19 protein-coding genes are annotated in these 18,169 nt (G+C 59.8%); 14 read left to right on the top strand and 5 right to left on the bottom strand.

Translation table 11 applies throughout. The annotated features are described in order from the left end of the window. The first annotated feature begins 70 nt into the window (after window positions 1-70). Window positions 71-1,288 carry a bifunctional glutamate N-acetyltransferase/amino-acid acetyltransferase ArgJ gene (gene argJ, locus BOP96_RS10510; protein ID WP_014719725.1) on the top strand — a complete coding sequence of 406 codons (1,218 nt, stop codon included), beginning with the start codon at window positions 71-73 and terminating at the stop codon, window positions 1,286-1,288. A gap of 19 nt (window positions 1,289-1,307) precedes the next feature. Beyond that, entirely contained in the window at window positions 1,308-2,252 is a 945-nt protein-coding gene (locus BOP96_RS10515) for a Nudix family hydrolase (protein ID WP_014719724.1), read from the top strand. Between the two features lie 111 nt (window positions 2,253-2,363). Here the strand turns inward: BOP96_RS10515 and BOP96_RS10520 are convergent, their stop codons facing one another. The 3 genes from BOP96_RS10520 to BOP96_RS10530 are packed head-to-tail and all read right to left on the bottom strand — an operon-like array spanning window position 2,364 to window position 5,945. Continuing rightward, a complete protein-coding gene (locus tag BOP96_RS10520; RefSeq protein ID WP_014719723.1) occupies window positions 2,364-2,942 on the bottom strand; it encodes a cob(I)yrinic acid a,c-diamide adenosyltransferase in 579 nt (192 codons plus the stop codon). A 2-nt stretch (window positions 2,943-2,944) separates the two neighbouring features. Continuing rightward, window positions 2,945-4,981, bottom strand: coding sequence for a sensor histidine kinase (locus BOP96_RS10525; protein WP_073452645.1), 2,037 nt, complete (start codon window positions 4,979-4,981; stop codon window positions 2,945-2,947). A 46-nt stretch (window positions 4,982-5,027) separates the two neighbouring features. Further along, window positions 5,028-5,945 (bottom strand): putative 2-dehydropantoate 2-reductase, encoded by a 918-nt coding sequence (locus BOP96_RS10530; protein ID WP_014719721.1) that lies wholly within the window; start codon window positions 5,943-5,945, stop codon window positions 5,028-5,030. Window positions 5,946-6,068: 123 nt separating this feature from the next. Between BOP96_RS10530 and BOP96_RS10535 the strand changes: the two genes are divergently transcribed. Next, window positions 6,069-6,554 carry a YajQ family cyclic di-GMP-binding protein gene (locus tag BOP96_RS10535; RefSeq protein WP_003193880.1) on the top strand — a complete coding sequence of 162 codons (486 nt, stop codon included), beginning with the start codon at window positions 6,069-6,071 and terminating at the stop codon, window positions 6,552-6,554. 136 nt (window positions 6,555-6,690) lie between these two features. Continuing rightward, on the top strand, window positions 6,691-7,533 hold the full coding sequence (locus BOP96_RS10540) for a mechanosensitive ion channel family protein (protein WP_058409974.1): 843 nt from the start codon (window positions 6,691-6,693) through the stop codon (window positions 7,531-7,533). Between the two features lie 183 nt (window positions 7,534-7,716). Here BOP96_RS10540 and BOP96_RS10545 read toward each other — a convergent pair whose 3' ends face one another. Continuing rightward, window positions 7,717-9,015, bottom strand: coding sequence for an OprD family porin (locus BOP96_RS10545; protein ID WP_014719719.1), 1,299 nt, complete (start codon window positions 9,013-9,015; stop codon window positions 7,717-7,719). A gap of 740 nt (window positions 9,016-9,755) precedes the next feature. Between BOP96_RS10545 and BOP96_RS10550 the strand changes: the two genes are divergently transcribed. Together BOP96_RS10550 and BOP96_RS10555 are read left to right on the top strand one after the other, a co-directional pair. Then, window positions 9,756-10,181, top strand: a complete 426-nt coding sequence (locus BOP96_RS10550) for an HIT domain-containing protein (protein ID WP_020302709.1) — start codon at window positions 9,756-9,758, stop codon at window positions 10,179-10,181. A 3-nt stretch (window positions 10,182-10,184) separates the two neighbouring features. After that, window positions 10,185-10,391, top strand: coding sequence for a SlyX family protein (locus tag BOP96_RS10555; protein WP_005790924.1), 207 nt, complete (start codon window positions 10,185-10,187; stop codon window positions 10,389-10,391). A gap of 73 nt (window positions 10,392-10,464) precedes the next feature. Here BOP96_RS10555 and BOP96_RS30755 read toward each other — a convergent pair whose 3' ends face one another. After that, complete coding sequence (locus tag BOP96_RS30755) at window positions 10,465-11,067, bottom strand: cold-shock protein (protein WP_003193875.1); 603 nt, start codon at window positions 11,065-11,067, stop codon at window positions 10,465-10,467. A gap of 427 nt (window positions 11,068-11,494) precedes the next feature. On the opposite strand from BOP96_RS30755, the gene BOP96_RS10565 reads away from it, so the two are divergent. From BOP96_RS10565 to ruvB, 8 genes are all read left to right on the top strand, one after another. Further along, window positions 11,495-11,968 carry a Dps family protein gene (locus BOP96_RS10565; protein WP_003193874.1) on the top strand — a complete coding sequence of 158 codons (474 nt, stop codon included), beginning with the start codon at window positions 11,495-11,497 and terminating at the stop codon, window positions 11,966-11,968. Between the two features lie 181 nt (window positions 11,969-12,149). Next, a complete protein-coding gene (locus BOP96_RS10570) occupies window positions 12,150-12,503 on the top strand; it encodes a ribbon-helix-helix domain-containing protein (protein WP_019821251.1) in 354 nt (117 codons plus the stop codon). Window positions 12,504-12,665: 162 nt separating this feature from the next. Next, window positions 12,666-12,887, top strand: coding sequence for an FmdB family zinc ribbon protein (locus tag BOP96_RS10575; protein ID WP_003193872.1), 222 nt, complete (start codon window positions 12,666-12,668; stop codon window positions 12,885-12,887). Window positions 12,888-12,995: 108 nt separating this feature from the next. Then, window positions 12,996-14,771: an aspartate--tRNA ligase gene (aspS, locus tag BOP96_RS10580; protein ID WP_014719716.1), complete on the top strand. Its 1,776-nt coding sequence runs from the start codon at window positions 12,996-12,998 to the stop codon at window positions 14,769-14,771. A gap of 135 nt (window positions 14,772-14,906) precedes the next feature. Then, on the top strand, window positions 14,907-15,653 hold the full coding sequence (locus BOP96_RS10585) for a YebC/PmpR family DNA-binding transcriptional regulator (protein WP_003193870.1): 747 nt from the start codon (window positions 14,907-14,909) through the stop codon (window positions 15,651-15,653). Between the two features lie 171 nt (window positions 15,654-15,824). After that, window positions 15,825-16,349 carry a crossover junction endodeoxyribonuclease RuvC gene (ruvC, locus tag BOP96_RS10590; protein ID WP_019821257.1) on the top strand — a complete coding sequence of 175 codons (525 nt, stop codon included), beginning with the start codon at window positions 15,825-15,827 and terminating at the stop codon, window positions 16,347-16,349. A gap of 70 nt (window positions 16,350-16,419) precedes the next feature. Further along, the gene (gene ruvA / locus BOP96_RS10595) at window positions 16,420-17,031 is read left to right on the top strand and encodes a Holliday junction branch migration protein RuvA (protein ID WP_003193868.1); all 612 of its coding nucleotides are present in this window, start codon (window positions 16,420-16,422) and stop codon (window positions 17,029-17,031) included. Then, the gene (gene ruvB, locus BOP96_RS10600) at window positions 17,032-18,090 is read left to right on the top strand and encodes a Holliday junction branch migration DNA helicase RuvB (RefSeq protein ID WP_003193867.1); all 1,059 of its coding nucleotides are present in this window, start codon (window positions 17,032-17,034) and stop codon (window positions 18,088-18,090) included. It abuts the gene before it with no gap. Window positions 18,091-18,169: the final 79 nt, after the last annotated feature.

Here is an 18,169-nt window from a genome sequence, read left to right on the forward strand (position 1 = left end):
GCGTTTTGCCATTAATTCCCACCGTCGATAGCGACGGCACAGACATCACCTATTTTTAAGGAGCGCATTCATGGCTGTTGGTCTTGGTCCTTTGCCCACGTTGCACCCGGTTGCCGGTTTTGAACTTGGTATCGCTTCGGCCGGCATCAAGCGCCCGGGGCGCAAGGATGTGGTGGTGATGCGCTGTGCTGAAGGCTCGACCGTAGCGGGCGTGTTCACCCTCAACGCCTTCTGCGCCGCGCCGGTGATTCTGGCCAAGCAGCGCGTGGCCGGGTCGATTCGCTACCTGCTGACCAATACCGGCAACGCCAACGCGGGCACCGGCGAGCCCGGCCTGGTGGCGGCGGCGCGCACCTGCGCCAAGCTGGCCCAGTTGACCGGCGTCGATGCCAGCCAGGTGTTGCCGTACTCCACCGGTGTGATCGGTGAGCCGCTGCCGGTGGAAAAAATCGAAGGCGCCCTGCAAGCCGCGCTCGATGATCTGTCTGTGGATAACTGGGCGGCTGCGGCCACTGGCATCATGACCACCGACACCTTGCCCAAAGGCGCGAGCCGCCAGTTCGTGTATGAGGGCGTGACCATCACCGTCACCGGTATCAGCAAAGGCGCAGGCATGATCCGCCCGAACATGGCCACCATGCTCGGCTATATCGCCACCGACGCCAAAGTTTCCCGTGATGTGCTGCAACGCCTGATGCTGGACGGCGCCAACAAGTCGTTCAATCGCATCACCATCGACGGTGACACCTCCACCAACGACTGCTGCATGCTGATCGCCACCGGCCAGGCCAACCTGCCGGAAATCACCTCCACCGAAGGCCCGTTGTTTGCGGCGTTGAAACAGGCGGTGTTCGAAGTGTGCATGGACGTGGCCCAGGCCATCGTGCGTGACGGCGAGGGCGCGACCAAGTTCGTCACGGTTGAAGTCAACGGCGGCGGCAACCATCAGGAATGCCTGGATGTGGGCTACACCGTGGCGCACTCGCCGCTGATCAAGACCGCGCTGTTTGCTTCGGACCCGAACTGGGGACGTATCCTCGCGGCTGTCGGCCGTGCCGGCGTGCCGGACCTGGACGTGAGCAAAATCGACGTGTTCCTGGGTGACGTGTGCATCGCCAGCCGTGGCGCCCGCGCCGAAACCTACACCGAAGCCCAGGGCTCGGCGGTGATGCAGCAGGAAGAAATCACCATCCGTATCGAACTGGGTCGTGGTGACTGCAGCGAAACCATCTGGACCACCGACCTGTCCCACGAGTACGTGAAGATCAACGCGGAATACCGTACCTGATACCAAGAGGAAACTGGCGGTGAAACGAGTACATGTAGCAGCAGCGGTGATCCGCGGTGTCGATGGCAGGATCCTGCTGGCGCGCCGTGCCGATACTCAGCATCAAGGCGGCCTCTGGGAATTTCCCGGCGGCAAGGTGGAGGCTGATGAGTCGGTTGCCACGGCCTTGTCCCGTGAATTGCAGGAAGAGCTGGGCATCCAGGTCACCACGGCGCGGCCGCTGATCAAGGTGCAACATGACTATCCGGACAAGCAGGTATTGCTGGATGTCTGGGAAGTCTCGGCTTTTACCGGCGAGCCCCATGGCGCTGAAGGGCAGCCGTTGGCGTGGGTGGCACCGCGGGACCTGGTCAACTATGAATTTCCGGCGGCGAATGCGCCGATTGTCGCCGCGGCACGCTTGCCCGCCGAATATCTGATCACCCCTGGCGAGCTGGAGACCCCGACGCTGTTGCGCGGTATCCAGAAGGCTATTGCCGGTGGCATCAAGCTGGTTCAACTGCGTGCGCCCAACGGCTATGACCCCAAATACCGTGACCTGGCGGTGGATGCGGTGGGCCTGTGTGCTGGCAAGGCGCAACTGATGCTCAAGGGGCCGTTCGAGTGGCTGGGGGATTTCCCTGCTGCGGGGTGGCATATGACCTCGGCGCAGTTGCGCAAATACGCGAGCAAGGGCCGGCCGCTGCCCAAAGACCGCTGGTTGGCGGCGTCTTGCCACAACGCGGAAGAACTGGCGCTGGCAGAGTTGATGGACGTGGATTTTGTCACGCTGTCGCCGGTGCAGCCGACTCAGACCCATCCGGATGCGCAGCCGTTGGGTTGGGAACAGGCGGCTGAGTTGATCGCCGGGTTCAGCAAGCCGGTGTTTCTGTTGGGCGGGGTTGGGCCGGCGCAGCGGGAGCAAGCTTGGGAGGCTGGTGCGCAAGGTGTGGCAGGTATTCGGGCGTTCTGGCCGCAGGTGTGATGAGCGTTCCCACGCTCTGCGTGGGAATGCCTCCTGCGACGCTCTGCGTCACGCTTTGGGACGCGGAGCGTCCGTTGATGCATTCCCACGCAAAGCGTGGGAACGATCTGCTCAGTGTGGCTTGGCCGCCGCCTGCCACAACACTTCCGCAACACCTTGGCGTTTGGCAATCACCCTGGCCGCCACAAACAGCAAATCCGACAACCGATTGATGTACGCCAACCCCACACCCTCCAACGGTTCCACCGCATTCAGGTGCTGACAACGGCGTTCGGCGCTGCGCGCCAGGCTGCGGCACACATGGGCTTGAGCGATCAACGCTGAACCGCCAGGCAGGATGAAATTCTCCAGCGGCCCGACTTCCTCGTTCCAGCGATCAATCGCAGCCTCCAGCCGATCCACTTCCGCCGCATTCAACGCCTTGTACACAGGCATGGCCAGCTCACCGCCCAAGTCAAACAGACGGTGCTGGCAAGGCGTGAGCACTTCAATCACATCCTTCAGCCCCGGATGCTTGCCGCTTTGTTCTTCAAGGTTAGCCAACAGCAGGCCGAGTTGGCTGTTCAGCGTATCCACCTCGCCAATCGCTTCCACGCGTGGATGGTCCTTGGGCACGCGGCGGCCGTCGCCGAGGCCGGTCTCGCCTTTGTCGCCGGTACGGGTGTAGATCTTCGACAGGCGAAAGCCCATGGTCAGTGCTCCAGTTGGGTAAGTTCAGTGGGGGGCAATTGGCTGCCGGCCAAAGGCAGGCGCAAGGTAAAGCAGGTGCCCTGGCCCAGGGTGGAATGCACTTCCATCTGGCCCTTGTGGTTGTTGGTGATGATGAAATACGACACTGACAGCCCAAGCCCGGTACCTTGGCCGATTTCCTTGGTGGTAAAGAACGGTTCGAACGTGCGTTTGCGCACGTTTTCGCTCATGCCGATGCCGTTGTCTTCCACCTGGATTTCCGCCCACGGCGGGTTGAGGCGGGTGCGCAGGATGATGCGCCCCGGCTCGCTGTCGTCCTCGCGCAGGTGAATGGCCTGGGCAGCGTTTTTCAGCAAATTGAGCAGCACTTGCTCCAGCTCGTTGGCGGTGCCGGGCACCGGGCCCAGTTGCGGATCGAACTGGCGGATGATCGCCTGGCCCTTGAAATCGAAACCGATGGTCAGGTCAAAGTCGTTACCGGCGATTTCCACGGCCTGGTCGATCAGCGCCGGCAAATCGCAGGGCGCCATCTGGCGATTGCTGCGGCGGCTGAAGCTGAGCATGTGGGTAACGATTTTCGCGGCACGCGCCCCGGCCTGCTGAATGCCGTCGAGCAGTTGCGGGACTTCGCGGCCTTGCAGGTATCGGTTGACCGTCTCCAGCGCGATGCCCACCTGTTCGGCAAGTTCAAGGTTCTTGGGCAGCTCGGGGGACAGGCGCCGCCGAATGTTCTGCACGTTATGCAGGATCGCGCCCAACGGGTTGTTGATCTCATGGGCCATACCTGCGGCCAGGCCGCCCACGGAGAGCATTTTTTCCGATTGCACCATCATTTCTTCCAGGGACAGGCGCTGGGTGATGTCGTCGATTCGGATCACCACACCGCGCCCGGCGCCGCCCATCAACGGGTAGAACGTCAGCGCATAATGCTTGGGCTCGTCGTCCTTGATCCAGGTGACCCGTTCTATCCGCTCCACTGTGTGCTGCTCCACGGTGGCCTTGATCTGTGGCAGGTACGGCTTGAGCGGCTGGAAGGCCAGGAACACCGGCTGGTTCAGGGCTTCGTCCAGACGCGTACCGGAGAGGGCGGTAGCTTCCTGGTTCCACTGGGTGACATAGAGTTGTTCGTCCAGGGCGATCAGCGCCGAGGGCATCGAGTCAATGATGCTGTTCAGGTAGTTCTGGAAGCCCGTGAGCTTTTTCTCGATCTTGCTGCGTACCTGGACTTCCAGTTCCAGCTTGCGGTTGGTATGCCGGGTTTCTTCGGCCAAACCCTGGGCCTGGTCATACGCGGCCTGAGAGTCGTCGCGCGCGCGTTTGAGCTGCTGCTCGCGAGCTTCGATGCGCGACAACATGGTGTTGAACGCTTCGGCCAGGCTGCCGATTTCATCACGGTTGCCACGCCCGGCGCGTAAAGCGTAGTTCTCCTCGCGGGTCACCTGGCGGGACAGTTCTTCAAGTTCATGAATCGGTCGTGTGATCAGGCGTTTTATTTGCCGGGCGATGACCAGCCACAGCAACACACTGAAAATCAGGATGCCCAGGCTCGCGGTCAGCGTGCCGGTATAGAACGCCACCGGCAGCTCACTGCTGGCCACCAGCAACAAATGCCCCGAAGGCTGAGTGCCACGGGGCAGGGTGATGATCTGGTTGCTGCGAAATTCGGTGAGGCGCCACGCTTCGATATGCCGGTAGTGGTCCGGCAGGTGCAGGCGGTCGCCGTGCTGCATCTGCGCCAGGCGGTTGCCTTCGCCGTCGTACAGCGCGGCGGCGCGCAACGGTGAATAGCTGGTCAATTCATTGAGCAGCGCCTCGGCCTTGGTCGGGGACTCAAGCGCCTCGGCGGCGAGCGAGGGGTTGGACACCAGTCGACCAATAGCCTGCAAGGCCTGGGGGGCCATGCTTTCCTGGGAGATCCAGTAGGCGGCGCTGATAAACGTCAGGTTGGCCACCAGCAATACGGTGGTGAGAAGCACCAGCAGGGCCGCCAGCAGTTTTTGTCCTACTGGTAGATTTTCAAGACGCTGGCGCAGTGGCATCAGAGTTTTCCCAGGTGATAGACAGGTAGGCAGGGTAGCGCGTGCCTCAGTCGCTGGCCAATCCGCGTGCAAGCAGATGCGCCACCAACCGCGTGTGTACCTGTTGCAGGTGCGGCGCTGCCAACTGATGGCGGGCCGCGGCCTGGCAAGCGTAGCCCAGCAGGTAACTGATCTCGGTGCGTCGGGCGTTGGCGACGTCCTGGTACATGGAGGAATAGTTGGCGGCGGTGGCCTGGATCACCCGCTCGACTTCACTGTGCAAGTCCTGTGCAGCCGCAGGCTGGCCACAGCGCTCCAGCAGTTCGGCCAGTTCGGCGCAGAGCGTGGCGACCTCGCAGTGGTGGGCGCTCAAACCGCCGTTGCGGCAGTGGTACAACACGGTCAGTGGGTTGATGGCGCAATTGAGCGCGAGCTTGCGCCACAGGCGCGTCAGGATATCGGTGGCCCATTCATGGGGGATGCCTGCCGCTTGCAAATCATCCAGCCACAGCGGCGGGGTGGGATGGCTCGCGTCCCCCAGCCAGGTGTAGCCATGGCCGGCAAATACCACCCGCCAATCGCCATCGCGAAATGCGCCCTCGGTGCTGGAGGCAAAGATGCAGCGCGCCGACGGCCATTGCGCAGCCACGGCGTCCTGGCTGCCGAGGCCGTTTTGCAGCAGGATCAATTCGGCGTCCGGCGCCAGTCGATGCTGCAACTGTGCGATGGCGCTTTGAGCGTCGTAGGCTTTGCACGCTACCAGCAGACGCCGAATCGGCTCCGAGCTATCAGGCGTTTCGCCGATGACCGGATAAGTCTGTTCCACGCCGTGCTCCACCAGGGTCAGCCCTTTGCCTGCGCGATAGCTGGCCAGGCGCGCCTGGTTACGCAGGATCAGCCTGACGGGCACCCCCGCGCGTGCCAGCCGCGTGGCCCAGAGGGTGCCCAGGCTGCCAGCGCCAAGAATATGCCAGGGGGTCGACATCAGTGTGTACTCCATAAGGTCGCCAGCGGTGAACGGCGCGAAAGAACCGCTATAATGCCCCGGCATTTTAGCTCGGGCGCGCTCCATCTCTACTGAGCCCGCCCCTTATATTGGAGAAATCACATGCCTTCGTTCGACGTGGTATCTGAACTGGACAAACACGAAGTCACCAACGCCGTCGAGAACGCCGTCAAGGAACTGGACCGTCGCTATGACTTGAAAGGCAAGGGCAGCTTCGAATTCAAGGAAAAGGAACTGACCGTCAACCTGACCGCTGAAGCCGATTTCCAGCTGGAAGCGATGATCGAGATCCTCAAGCTGGCCCTGGTCAAGCGCAAGATCGACGTGCAATGTCTGGAAGTCAAAGATGCCTACGCCTCCGGCAAGCTGATGAAGCAGGAAGCCGTGCTCAAGGAAGGCATCGACAAAGAGCTGGCCAAGAAGATCGTGGCGCATATCAAGGACGCCAAGCTCAAAGTCCAGGCCGCCATCCAGGGCGAGCAGGTTCGCGTCACCGGCAAGAAGCGTGATGACCTGCAAGAGGCTATCGCAGCTCTGCGCGCCAAGACTTTCGACATGCCGCTGCAGTTCAATAACTTCCGCGACTGATGGCACTTTGGGGAACCTGTGGGCACTTTTGACGTCCCACGCCCCAGCATCAGTGCCTACAATTGAGCCCTTCGGGGCTCAATTGCGTTTTCAGGCAGTCAATACAGCCTTATCGCCGCACAACAGGAGAAAGTAGATGGATTTGAACGCTGAAATGGATCACCTGATCAAGACCTCCCAGTCTTGGCTCCCCATGATCATGGAATACGGCAGCCGCGTATTGCTGGCGTTGGTCACCCTGGCCATCGGCTGGTGGCTGATCAACGTCTTGACTCACCGCGTGGGCCGTCTGCTGGCCATGCGTAACGCAGACTTGGCACTGCAACACTTCATCACCAGCCTTGCGAACATCGCGCTCAAAGTCATGCTGGTGGTCAACGTGGCCTCGATGATCGGTGTGGCAACCACCTCGTTCGTTGCGGCGATCGGTGCCGCTACCCTGGCTATCGGCCTGGCCTTGCAAGGCAGCCTGGCGAACTTTGCCGGCGGCGTGTTGATTCTGTTGTTCCGCCCGTTCCGTATCGGTGACTGGATCGAAGCCCAGGGTACCTCGGGTACCGTCGACAGCATCCAGATCTTCCACACGGTGCTGCGTACCGGCGACAACAAGACGGTGATCATTCCCAACGGCAGCCTGTCCAACGGCCTTATCACCAACACCAACCGCCAGCCGACCCGCAAGGTCGTGTTTGACGTGGGTGTGGACTATGAGGCGGACCTGCAAAAGGCCCGTGAAGTATTGCTGGCTCTGGCCGAAGACCCGCGTGTACTGAAGGACCCTGCCGCTGTGGCGGTGGTGTCGACCTTGGGCGACAGTTCCATCACCGTCTCCCTGCGTTGCTGGACCAATACCCCGGATTATTGGGATGTGGTGTTTATGCTCAATGAACTGGCGCGTGACCGTTTGAAAGCGGCCGGGATTGATATTCCGTTTCCGCAACGGGTTATTCGGGTGATGCAGGAAAGTGCGCCGAAGTAACTTGGCGTGATGCTATCGAAGTTGGCCGAAAGGTCAGCTTTGAAAAAACTAGTTACTTAGCTTGCTAGTTGTTTTGTTGGTTGAAGTAAAACTGCAATAAAAAAGCCGCTCCCTGTTTAAACAGAGGAGCGGCTTTTTGTTTAAGGCCGAGGCCTCAAGTCATCGTTGTAATTGAACCGGCAATTACAAGATGTTCAGCGGGTAGTTGGCGATCAGACGCAGCTCGTCGATCGACGGCGAACCGTAGTACACGCCATCACCGGAACGGTAAGTCGCTTGACGCAGGCGCAGGCTCAGGTTTTTCGCCGGGCCGCTCTGGATCACGTACTTGGCTTCGATGTCGCGTTCCCACTCTTTGCCGTTCGAGGTGGTGCCGGTGTTGGCGCCGCTACCGGTGACGTAACGGGTCATGAAGCTCAGGCCCGGAATGCCAAAGGTCGCCATGTTGATGTCATAACGCGCCTGGTAGGACTTTTCGCCTTCGGCGTTGAAGTCGGAACGGGCGATGGAGTTGGCCAGGAACACAGTGCCGCCGCCGTCTACGCCGTAACCGTAGTCGCCGTCACCGGTGACTTTCTGGGCTGCCAGGGTGAAGGTGTGAGCACCGATGGTGTACGCACCCTGCAAGCTGAAGGCGCGGTTGTCGAGCTTGGTCACGCCATCTTTCTCTGCGCGTTGCAGGCCGGCGCCGTCGCTCTTGGTGTCGTAGATGTTGAAGTCCAGGGCGAACGACTGATCATCGCTCAGGGCGTGGGTCCAGTTCAGGTTGCTGTAGTACTTGCGGAAGTAATCTTCGGTTTTCGCGTAGTACAGGCTGCCGGTGACTTCTGGAGTGAAGGCATACACACCGCCGACAAAGTCGGTTTTGGTCAGGCCCAGGCTGTCGTGGTAGGTCTGGTTCTGCGCGACGCTGGAAGTGAAGTGACCGCCTTCAAGCTTCAGGCCCTTGATTTCGTTGCTGGTGATGGAGATACCTTGCGGCAGCTCTGGCAGCAGGCGGCTGTCGTCGGAGGCAAACACTGGGGCTGTGGTGTATTGGTCACCGATTTTCAGCACTGTGTTGGAGATGCGGAACTTCACCGCGCCGCCGCCTTTGGAGTAGTCGTCTTGCGAGCGACCATCGGAACCGGTTGGGAACAGGCCGGTGCCGGCGCGGCCCTTGCCGCTGTCGAGCTTGACGCCCATCAGGCCGATCACGTCGACACCGACACCAATGGTGCCCTGGGTGAAGCCAGACTCGTAGAGGGCATTGAAGCCCAGGCCGGTTTCTTCAGCACGGCTTTTACGCTTGCCGTTGACGGTGCTGTAACCGCCCCCTGGCTCATTTCGAAAGTCACGGCTGAAGTACAGCGCGCGAGTATTGATGCTGAACGTGCTGTCTTCAACAAAGCCCTTGGAATCGTCCTGGGCGGACGCCATTGCGAACTGCGAGGTGCCTGCTGAAACAGCCAGGGCGATCATGCTCCACTTCATCACGCGCATCGTGATTTGCTCCTTTGGTTTTAGGAAGAGTACTGCCGTCCCACCTGTATTTTTATCTGGGCGGCTCTTTCTTTTTGTGTCGGCGCAAAGTTAGCTCACGCAGACCCTATTGACGATACTTACTCAACTATCCTTTCAGCTTCTTTACGAGGCTGTCGTAAATCGCTAGATCCATGTCGCAAATTCACAGCCCAAAATGTATCCAGGCTGACAACTTCAATGCGGTTTTCAGACTTCTTTCAAAGTTTGAACACTTCCCTGATACACATTGAAACGCCACTATTTTTATCGCGAAACACCTGTGTCCAAACGGGTGCCGTTGCCGACGATATGGGGGTGAATGCAACAAGCGTGCTCAAACCGCTGACCGAATGTCATTTTTTCGTGAAAAGTGTGATGAACCTGTAAAAACCGCATAAGCACGGGGGTTTTACGCCATTTGGGTTGGGCTTGACGCCAGGGTGTTACCCCGGTTCGGTGGTATCTGAATCCTGTACCTGGGTAAAACGTTACCGGTTGACCCTTATCAGTGGGTAATCGGCGGATCCCTTTGAGGCACAGGTGGGTCATTTTGGTGCATCCCGTTGAGGCCCGGCCTAGCGTTGCTCTCTTGAGTTACTGCCTCTAAAGGGTGCATTTTTTTGCCCGGCTGCCTCAAGGCCGCCAGCATTGCCCGTGAAGCCTTGGGCATTCGAAGGTATGCTGGGCATCTGTTACCGACCTGCCGAACGGAGTGCCACGTGTTCGCCTTAGATCAACGCCTGCAACAAGATACCTTGGCCATTGGGGACTTCCCGCTCTGTCGCCTGCTGCTGTCCAATGACGCCAATTACCCCTGGTTCATTCTGGTGCCACGCATCGACGGTATCAGCGAAGTGTTTCAACTGGATGTCGCCGATCAACAAACCTTGTGGCAAGAAACGACAGCCTTGGCGCAGTTGCTCAACGAGGGCTTGGCGGCCGACAAAATGAACATCGGCGCGTTGGGTAACGTGGTCAGCCAGTTGCATGTGCATGTGATTGTGCGCAAGCGCGACGACGCCGCCTGGCCAGCCCCCGTGTGGGGCAAGCACCCGGCCCAGCCCTATACCGAAGAGCAGGTGGCCGCGATTCGCAGCCGATTGCGTGAGCTATTGCCTGCCGACTTCATCTTTACCCAGGACTGAACCATGGACCTGCAAGAACGCGTCACCGACCTGGAAAGCCGCCTGGCCTTCCAGGACGACACCATTGAAACCCTCAATGACATTCTGGTCACCCAGCAGCGGGCCGTCGAACGCCTGCAATTGCAGATGACTGCACTGCTCAAGCGCCAGGAAGAAATGGGCGGGCAATTCGAGTCATCCGAAGAAGAAGCGCCGCCGCCCCACTATTGATTGCGCACGCAATAAAAAACCGCGACCCAGCCAAGGCTGGATCGCGGTTTTTTTTGCTGCGAAAGCTGGGGAATCAGCGACGCGGCAGGGCAGCGATGACGTCTTCGGCTTGCAGGCCCTTGTCACGGTTCATCACCGAGAATTCCACGCGCTGGCCTTCGACCAGTACGCGATGGCCTTCGCCACGAATGGCTCGGAAGTGGACGAAGATATCGTCGCCCGAATCGCGGGAAATGAAGCCGAAGCCCTTGGAGGTGTTGAACCACTTGACGGTCCCGGTATCCCGGTTAGTCATGTCATAGTTTTGCGACGCGGCCGCTGGAGACGAGCGGTAGAAGCTGATGGCCAGGTGAAGAACGATGGCGACCACAGCAATCACCAGGCTGAGCAGGATGGCCGGATGGCCCCCGACTTCAGGCATGGGCGCCAGGAGGGTAAGGGTTTGTACGACAACAGTCAGCACCAGCAGCGCACTGACCAGGTTTTGCAGTTGATGACGCGTGCCTTTGTTCCAGTAAGGGATTACCGGTGCGAGCGTCAGGTTAAGAAGGCCGAACAAGGCCAGGTACAGGGCGTCGTGTTGTTCCAGGTAGGGCAGGCTTTCAGGCTGCAGGCTCGGAATAAAGGACAGCAGCAACGCTGCAACGCCCGTTAGCAGGTGGACGATTTTCAACATTTTGGTTAACTCACGTTAAGACGGATCACAAGGAAGAGCTGACTGGCACGGTTCGCTTCTGAACAATGGGAGGCGTTGAGCACGTGCGCGGGTATCAGCCTATGTGACGTGCCGCAGGAATAAACGGCAGCCACACCGCGTCTATTTAACAGCAAAGGCTGTGCCTACTCAAATCAAGCATTTCGGGGTGTTGCCACGGTCACGGCATTTTTGCGTCAAACGCTTGTCCTAGACAGGTGCGGGATTTTTTCAGTGGCAGCCAAGACCCTTCCTACAGGTAAACAGGCTTGCCAACTCAGATCTCGCAGGCGGTGCGGGGCGATTTGCCGCATGCCGTCCGAGTGTGTCGGGCTGCACGTGGCGCACTCTCTTGCTAGAGTGGAGCTGCACCTGATCAATGAATGCTCGTCAATTGAAGGGGAAACACATGGCAATCGATATTGGTATCAGTGAAGAAGACCGTAAATCCATCGTCGACGGACTTTCCCGCCTGCTCTCCGATACCTATGTTCTGTATCTGAAGACCCACAATTTCCATTGGAACGTCACAGGCCCCATGTTTCGTACACTGCACCTGATGTTCGAAGAGCAGTACAACGAGCTGGCGCTGGCAGTGGACTCCATTGCTGAGCGTATCCGTGCCCTGGGCTTCCCGGCGCCGGGTGCCTATTCGATTTACGCCCGCCTGTCTTCCATCAAGGAAGAAGAGGGTGTGCCGAGCGCCGAAGAGATGATCAAGCAGTTGGTCGCCGGCCAGGAAGCAGTCACGCGTACCGCGCGGGGCATCTTCCCATTGCTCGACAAAGTCAGTGATGAGCCGACGGCGGACCTCTTGACCCAGCGTATGCAGGTTCACGAGAAAACCGCGTGGATGCTGCGCTCCCTGCTTGAAAACCAGTAATCGTCGAACCCTGGCGGCGCCTTTTGGGCGCCGCCTGCTGGTTTCCCTGCGCTTCCTGGCGTTGTCCTACGACTAACAACTCCCCGTCTTCTGGCTGCTCTGTGCTGGCTGCTGTTTTATAGGCCCATCGTCCAATGGGAGAAACCTGTTGGCTGTTGTTTGGCAATGGAGTGTCAGCTGTATGTCACGTGGAGTGGGTAAGGGAGTGATGGAAACCTGTGGTTTTCACAAGATAAAGGTCGACCCTTTTGCCAAGGGTTTTGATATGGGGCTGGCCAAGCCGCTGTCCCGGTCGGTCAGGCTCAATGGGTTTTCTACCTGCCTGCGGCTTGAACAGATCTATTGGAACATCCTGACGGAAATCGCCAGGCTCAATACCTGTTCGGTCAGTGCATTGTTGTCCTACGTCGATCGGGAAGTGCATTTGCGTTACGGAGGCGTGAAGAACTTCAGTGGGCTGGTGAGGGTGGTGTGCGTGGTCCATGTGCTCAAAGGCCGGGACGCCCTCACGTCCGCGGACACGCTCGCGCAGTAGTCCGGTGATCGGTCCGTCATCCCGGCGGGCCGGGCCCTGGGCACAAAGCCGGCTGCGCTGTGTTGATTTACCAGATATAATCCCGCGCTTTGCTGCGCATGCCGGGCTTTTAGCACAGGGCAGGGCGTGGCGCTGTAACGATCTGATCGCCGAGACATCTCCATGCCCATGTACGACTATCAATGCGCTTCCTGTGGTCATCAGTTGGAAGCCATTCAGAAGATCAGCGCCGCGCCGCTGGTCGATTGCCCTGCCTGCCAGGCACCTGAGTTGAAGAAGATGTTGTCCATGCCGGGCTTCCGTCTGAGCGGCAGTGGCTGGTACGAGACCGATTTCAAGACCGGCGCCAAGAAGAACCTGGCGGGCGGCGACAAAGCAGACTGAGTTGAACTCTACGCGCAGGCTCCTGCATTATCCGTCCCCTGCTTTAATGTACGGTGACGAGGCGGGCCTGCCACCGAATTTCGAATTACGAGAAGTGAAACCACGACCATGATGCGCAGCCACTATTGCGGCCAACTGAACGAGACCCTGGAAGGTCAGGAAATCACCCTTTGCGGATGGGTTCACCGTCGCCGCGACCACGGCGGGGTGATCTTCCTCGATATCCGTGACCGTGATGGTCTGGCCCAGGTGGTGTTCGACCCGGACCGCGCCGAGAGTTTTGCAGCCGCCGACCGCGTGCGCAGCGAATACGTCGTCAAGATCACCGGCAAGGTACGCCTGCGTCCGGCCGGTGCCGTGAACAAGAACATGGCGTCCGGCGGCATCGAAGTACTGGGCTATGAGCTGGAAGTGCTGAACGAGTCGGAAACCCCACCGTTCCCACTCAACGAATACTCCGATGTGGGCGAAGAAACCCGCCTGCGCTACCGCTTCCTGGACTTGCGTCGTCCGGAAATGGCCGAGAAGCTGCGCCTGCGTTCGCGCATGACCACCAGCATCCGCCGCTTCCTGGATGAAAACGGCTTCCTGGACGTCGAAACGCCGATCCTCACCCGGGCCACCCCGGAAGGCGCGCGTGACTACCTGGTACCGAGCCGTACCCATGCCGGCAGCTTCTTCGCCTTGCCGCAATCGCCGCAGCTGTTCAAGCAACTGCTGATGGTGGCCGGTTTCGACCGCTACTACCAGATCGCCAAGTGCTTCCGTGACGAAGACCTGCGCGCTGACCGCCAGCCGGAATTCACCCAGATCGACATCGAGACCAGCTTCCTCGATGAAAAAGAGATCATGGGCCTGACCGAGCAGATGATCCGCAACCTGTTCAAGGAAGTGCTGGGCCTGGAGTTCGGCGAATTCCCGCACATGACTTTCGAAGAAGCCATGCGCCGCTACGGTTCCGACAAGCCAGACCTGCGTAACCCGCTGGAACTGGTGGACGTGGCCGACCAGCTCAAGGACGTCGACTTCAAGGTGTTCAGCGGCCCAGCCAACGACCCTAAATGCCGCATCGCCGCCCTGCGCGTGCCTGGCGGCGCGAGCATGCCGCGCAAGCAGATCGACGATTACACCAAGTTCGTCGGCATCTACGGTGCCAAGGGCCTGGCTTACATCAAGGTCAACGAGCGCGCCAACGGCGTCGACGGCCTGCAATCGCCGATCGTGAAAAACATCCCTGAAGCCAACCTGAACACGATCCTTGATCGCGTCGGTGCGGTTGACGGCGACATCGTGTTCTTCGGCGCCGACAAGGCCAAGATCGTCAGCGAGGCCCTGGGCGCGCTGCGTATCAAACTCGGCCACGACCTGAACCTGCTGACCTGCGAATGGGCGCCGATGTGGGTTGTGGACTTCCCGATGTTCGAAGAGAACGACGACGGCAGCTTCAGCGCCTTGCACCACCCGTTCACCGCACCGAAGTGCTCCCCGCAAGAGCTGGAAGCCAACCCTGCAGGCGCGCTGTCCCGTGCCTACGACATGGTGTTGAACGGTACTGAACTGGGTGGCGGTTCGATCCGTATCCACCGCAAAGAGATGCAGCAAGCGGTCTTCCGCCTGCTGGGCATCAACGAAGCGGAACAGGAAGAGAAATTCGGCTTCCTGCTCGACGCCCTGAAATACGGCGCGCCGCCGCACGGTGGCCTGGCGTTCGGCCTGGACCGTCTGGTGATGCTGATGACCGGCGCCCAGTCGATCCGTGAAGTGATCGCCTTCCCGAAAACCCAGAGCGCTGCGGACGTCATGACCCAGGCGCCGGGTGTGGTGGATGCCAAGGCCTTGCGCGAGCTGCACATCCGCCTGCGCGAGACGCCGAAGGCTGAGTAAGGCTGCAGCGTGAAAGCGCGATAAGGTTGTACGCAGTCAAAAAGGCGCATCTTCGGATGCGCCTTTGCGTTTAAAAGAGGGAAATCTCGCCTGGGGCGGGATTGATAAGGTTTCTAGAGAATTCGGAGTTGTGTTATGGCTGGCCATTCCAAGTGGGCGAACATCAAGCACCGCAAAGAGCGTCAGGATGCCAAGAAGGGCAAGATCTTCACCAAGTGGATTCGCGAACTGACCGTCGCGGCCCGCCAGGGTGGCGGTGACCCGGGCTCTAACCCGCGTCTGCGCCTGGCGCTGGACAAGGCGCTGGGCGCCAACATGAGCCGCGACATCATCGACCGCGCCGTGGCCCGTGGTGCTGGTGCGGCCGACACCGACGATATGGTCGAGCTGACCTATGAAGGCTACGGCCCGGGCGGCGTGGCGGTGATGGTCGAATGCATGACCGACAACCGCAACCGTACCGCGGCAGCCGTACGTCATGCGTTCAGCAAGTGCGGCGGCAACCTCGGCACGGATGGTTCGGTGGCCTACCTGTTCGAGCGCAAGGGGCAGATCACCTTCGCACCGGGCACCGATGAAGACGCGCTGATGGAAGCCGCAATGGAAGCGGATGCCGATGACGTCGTGACCAACGAAGACGGCTCCATCGACGTGTTTACCTCGTTCGCCAGCTTCTACGCCGTGCGCAACGCCCTGGAAGCCGCTGGTTTCAACGGCACCGACGCAGAAATCGTGATGCTGCCGACCACCAGTGCCGAACTGGACCTGGACGGTGCGCAAAAGGTGCTGAAGCTGCTGGACATGCTTGAAGACCTGGATGACGTGCAGAACGTGTATTCGAATGCCGACATCCCTGAGTCTGTGGCCGAGCAGCTCACTTAAGAACGATGAATATCCACTGTGGGAGCTGGCTTGCCTGCGATAGCATCACCTCGACTTGACAGAAGCACCGAGGTGCCCGCATCGCAGGCAAGCCAGCTCCCACAGGGGTTCTATGCTGTTACACAAATGTGTGCCTGGCACATGCCGTTGTAAATCCAACCCGCAGGCGTTATGACTTTAATCCTAGGTATCGACCCCGGTTCGCGCATCACCGGATTTGGCGTGGTGCAGCAGACCCCACGTGGCTGTGTGTACGTCGCCTCGGGCTGCATCCGCACTGGCGCAGGGGAATTGGCCGAGCGGCTGCAGATCGTCTATCGCGGCGTTCGTGAAGTCATCCAGACCTACGGCCCGGTCACCATGGGCATCGAAAAAGTGTTCATGGCCAAGAATGCCGACTCGGCGTTGAAGCTCGGCCAGGCCCGTGGCGCTGCCATCGTAGCGGGTGCCGAGGAGGGCATGGAGATCGCTGAATACACCGCGACCCAGGTCAAGCAGGCCGTGGTCGGCACCGGTGGCGCCAACAAGGAGCAGGTGCAGATGATGGTCATGCACATGCTCAAGCTCACTTCAAAGCCACAGATCGACGCCTCGGATGCCCTGGCCATCGCCATTTGCCATGCCCATACCCGCTCCAGCCTGTTGCCTCACGGCTTGGGCGCAGCACGTAGTCGTGGCGGGCGCCTGCGTCTCTGATAGCATCAGCGCAATCGTTATTTTTGCGGTCAGGCTCCGATCTGACCCCCCAGCTTTAAGGATCTGAACCGTGATTGGACGCTTGCGCGGCACCCTGGCTGAGAAACAGCCGCCGCACCTGATTCTGGATGTGAATGGGTTGGGTTATGAGCTGGAAGTGCCCATGACCACCTTGTATCGCCTGCCGTCGGTCGGCGAGCCGATAACCTTGCACACTCATTTAGTGGTGCGCGAAGACGCGCAACTACTCTATGGTTTCATCGGCAAGCGCGACCGCGATTTCTTCCGCGAGCTGATTCGTCTCAATGGCGTGGGGCCCAAATTGGCCCTGGCCTTGATGTCGAGCCTGGAAGTGGATGAGTTGGTGCGTGCTGTATCGGCCCAGGATACCTCGGCCCTGACCAAGGTGCCGGGCGTCGGCAAGAAAACTGCCGAGCGCTTGCTGGTCGAGCTCAAGGACCGCTTCAAAGCCTGGGAGGTGGTACCGAGCATGTTCGCCTTGGTACCGAACCAGCCGGATATGCCGGCGGCCCAGGTCGCCAGCGCCGAAAGCGATGCGGTCAATGCGCTGATCTCCCTGGGCTACAAGCCTCAGGAAGCCAGCAAGGCCGTATCGGCCATCAAGGACAAGAACCTGAGCGCTGAAGACATGATTCGCCGTGCCCTGAAGGGAATGATTTAAGTGATTGAAGCCGATCGTCTGATCGCGGCCACCGGCCCGCGTGACCGTGAAGAAGTCCAGGACCGGGCCATCCGCCCGCTGAGCCTGGCCGAATACATCGGCCAGCCCACCGTGCGCGAACAGATGGAGTTGTTTATCCAGGCCGCGCGCGGGCGCAGTGAGTCCCTGGACCACACCTTGATCTTCGGCCCGCCCGGGTTGGGCAAGACCACCCTGGCCAATATCATCGCCCAGGAAATGGGCGTGTCGATCAAGTCCACCTCCGGCCCCGTGCTGGAGCGTCCTGGAGACCTGGCGGCGCTGCTGACCAATCTTGAACCCCATGACGTACTGTTTATCGACGAGATCCATCGGTTATCACCGATTGTCGAGGAAGTGCTGTACCCGGCGATGGAAGACTTCCAGCTTGACATCATGATCGGTGAAGGCCCGGCGGCCCGTTCGATCAAGCTCGACCTGCCGCCCTTTACCCTGGTGGGCGCGACCACCCGTGCGGGCATGCTGACCAACCCGCTGCGAGACCGTTTCGGCATTGTTCAACGTCTAGAGTTCTATAGCACCGCCGATCTGGCGACCATTGTCAGCCGGTCGGCGAGTATCCTCGGCTTGCCCCTGGACCCGGAAGGCGCCTTTGAAATCGCTCGACGCGCTCGCGGTACGCCACGAATTGCCAACCGTTTGCTGCGCCGCGTGCGAGACTTTGCCGAGGTGCGTGCCAAGGGCCACATCACCAAGGCCGTGGCGGACCTTGCCTTGAACCTGCTGGATGTGGACGAACATGGTTTTGATCACCAGGATCGACGCCTACTTTTGACCATGATCGAGAAATTCGACGGTGGCCCGGTGGGCGTGGACAGCCTGGCCGCAGCCATCAGCGAAGAGCGCCATACCATTGAGGATGTGCTGGAACCGTACCTGATTCAGCAGGGCTACATCATGCGAACCCCGCGGGGCAGGGTCGTGACGCGTCATGCTTACCTGCACTTTGGGCTAAACATTCCGTCACGATTGGGAGAGATGCCCGTGGTAGACGAATTCCTCGATGCGGTAGACGATTAAAAAGCTTACGCCGGACGATTTATCTGAGCTTTGTGCTGTCCCAGTGTCTGGCGTCGTCATTTGATTCACTGCAAAAGCG

It is taken from the genome of Pseudomonas sp. FSL W5-0203, assembly GCF_001896155.1.
Lineage (GTDB): Bacteria > Pseudomonadota > Gammaproteobacteria > Pseudomonadales > Pseudomonadaceae > Aquipseudomonas > Aquipseudomonas paracarnis.

Excerpts from the sequence above, each read along its gene's own strand:
- argJ (WP_014719725.1), top strand. The coding sequence starts at position 71 with ATGGCTGTTGGTCTTGGTCCTTTGCCCACGTTGCACCCGGTTGCCGGT.
- BOP96_RS10520 (WP_014719723.1), bottom strand. The coding sequence starts at position 2,942 with ATGGGCTTTCGCCTGTCGAAGATCTACACCCGTACCGGCGACAAAGGC.
- BOP96_RS10525 (WP_073452645.1), bottom strand. The coding sequence starts at position 4,981 with ATGCCACTGCGCCAGCGTCTTGAAAATCTACCAGTAGGACAAAAACTG.
- BOP96_RS10530 (WP_014719721.1), bottom strand. The coding sequence starts at position 5,945 with ATGTCGACCCCCTGGCATATTCTTGGCGCTGGCAGCCTGGGCACCCTC.
- BOP96_RS10535 (WP_003193880.1), top strand. The coding sequence starts at position 6,069 with ATGCCTTCGTTCGACGTGGTATCTGAACTGGACAAACACGAAGTCACC.
- BOP96_RS10540 (WP_058409974.1), top strand. The coding sequence starts at position 6,691 with ATGGATTTGAACGCTGAAATGGATCACCTGATCAAGACCTCCCAGTCT.
- BOP96_RS10545 (WP_014719719.1), bottom strand. The coding sequence starts at position 9,015 with ATGCGCGTGATGAAGTGGAGCATGATCGCCCTGGCTGTTTCAGCAGGC.
- BOP96_RS10555 (WP_005790924.1), top strand. The coding sequence starts at position 10,185 with ATGGACCTGCAAGAACGCGTCACCGACCTGGAAAGCCGCCTGGCCTTC.
- BOP96_RS30755 (WP_003193875.1), bottom strand. The coding sequence starts at position 11,067 with ATGTTGAAAATCGTCCACCTGCTAACGGGCGTTGCAGCGTTGCTGCTG.
- BOP96_RS10565 (WP_003193874.1), top strand. The coding sequence starts at position 11,495 with ATGGCAATCGATATTGGTATCAGTGAAGAAGACCGTAAATCCATCGTC.
- BOP96_RS10570 (WP_019821251.1), top strand. The coding sequence starts at position 12,150 with ATGTCACGTGGAGTGGGTAAGGGAGTGATGGAAACCTGTGGTTTTCAC.
- BOP96_RS10575 (WP_003193872.1), top strand. The coding sequence starts at position 12,666 with ATGCCCATGTACGACTATCAATGCGCTTCCTGTGGTCATCAGTTGGAA.
- aspS (WP_014719716.1), top strand. The coding sequence starts at position 12,996 with ATGATGCGCAGCCACTATTGCGGCCAACTGAACGAGACCCTGGAAGGT.
- BOP96_RS10585 (WP_003193870.1), top strand. The coding sequence starts at position 14,907 with ATGGCTGGCCATTCCAAGTGGGCGAACATCAAGCACCGCAAAGAGCGT.
- ruvC (WP_019821257.1), top strand. The coding sequence starts at position 15,825 with ATGACTTTAATCCTAGGTATCGACCCCGGTTCGCGCATCACCGGATTT.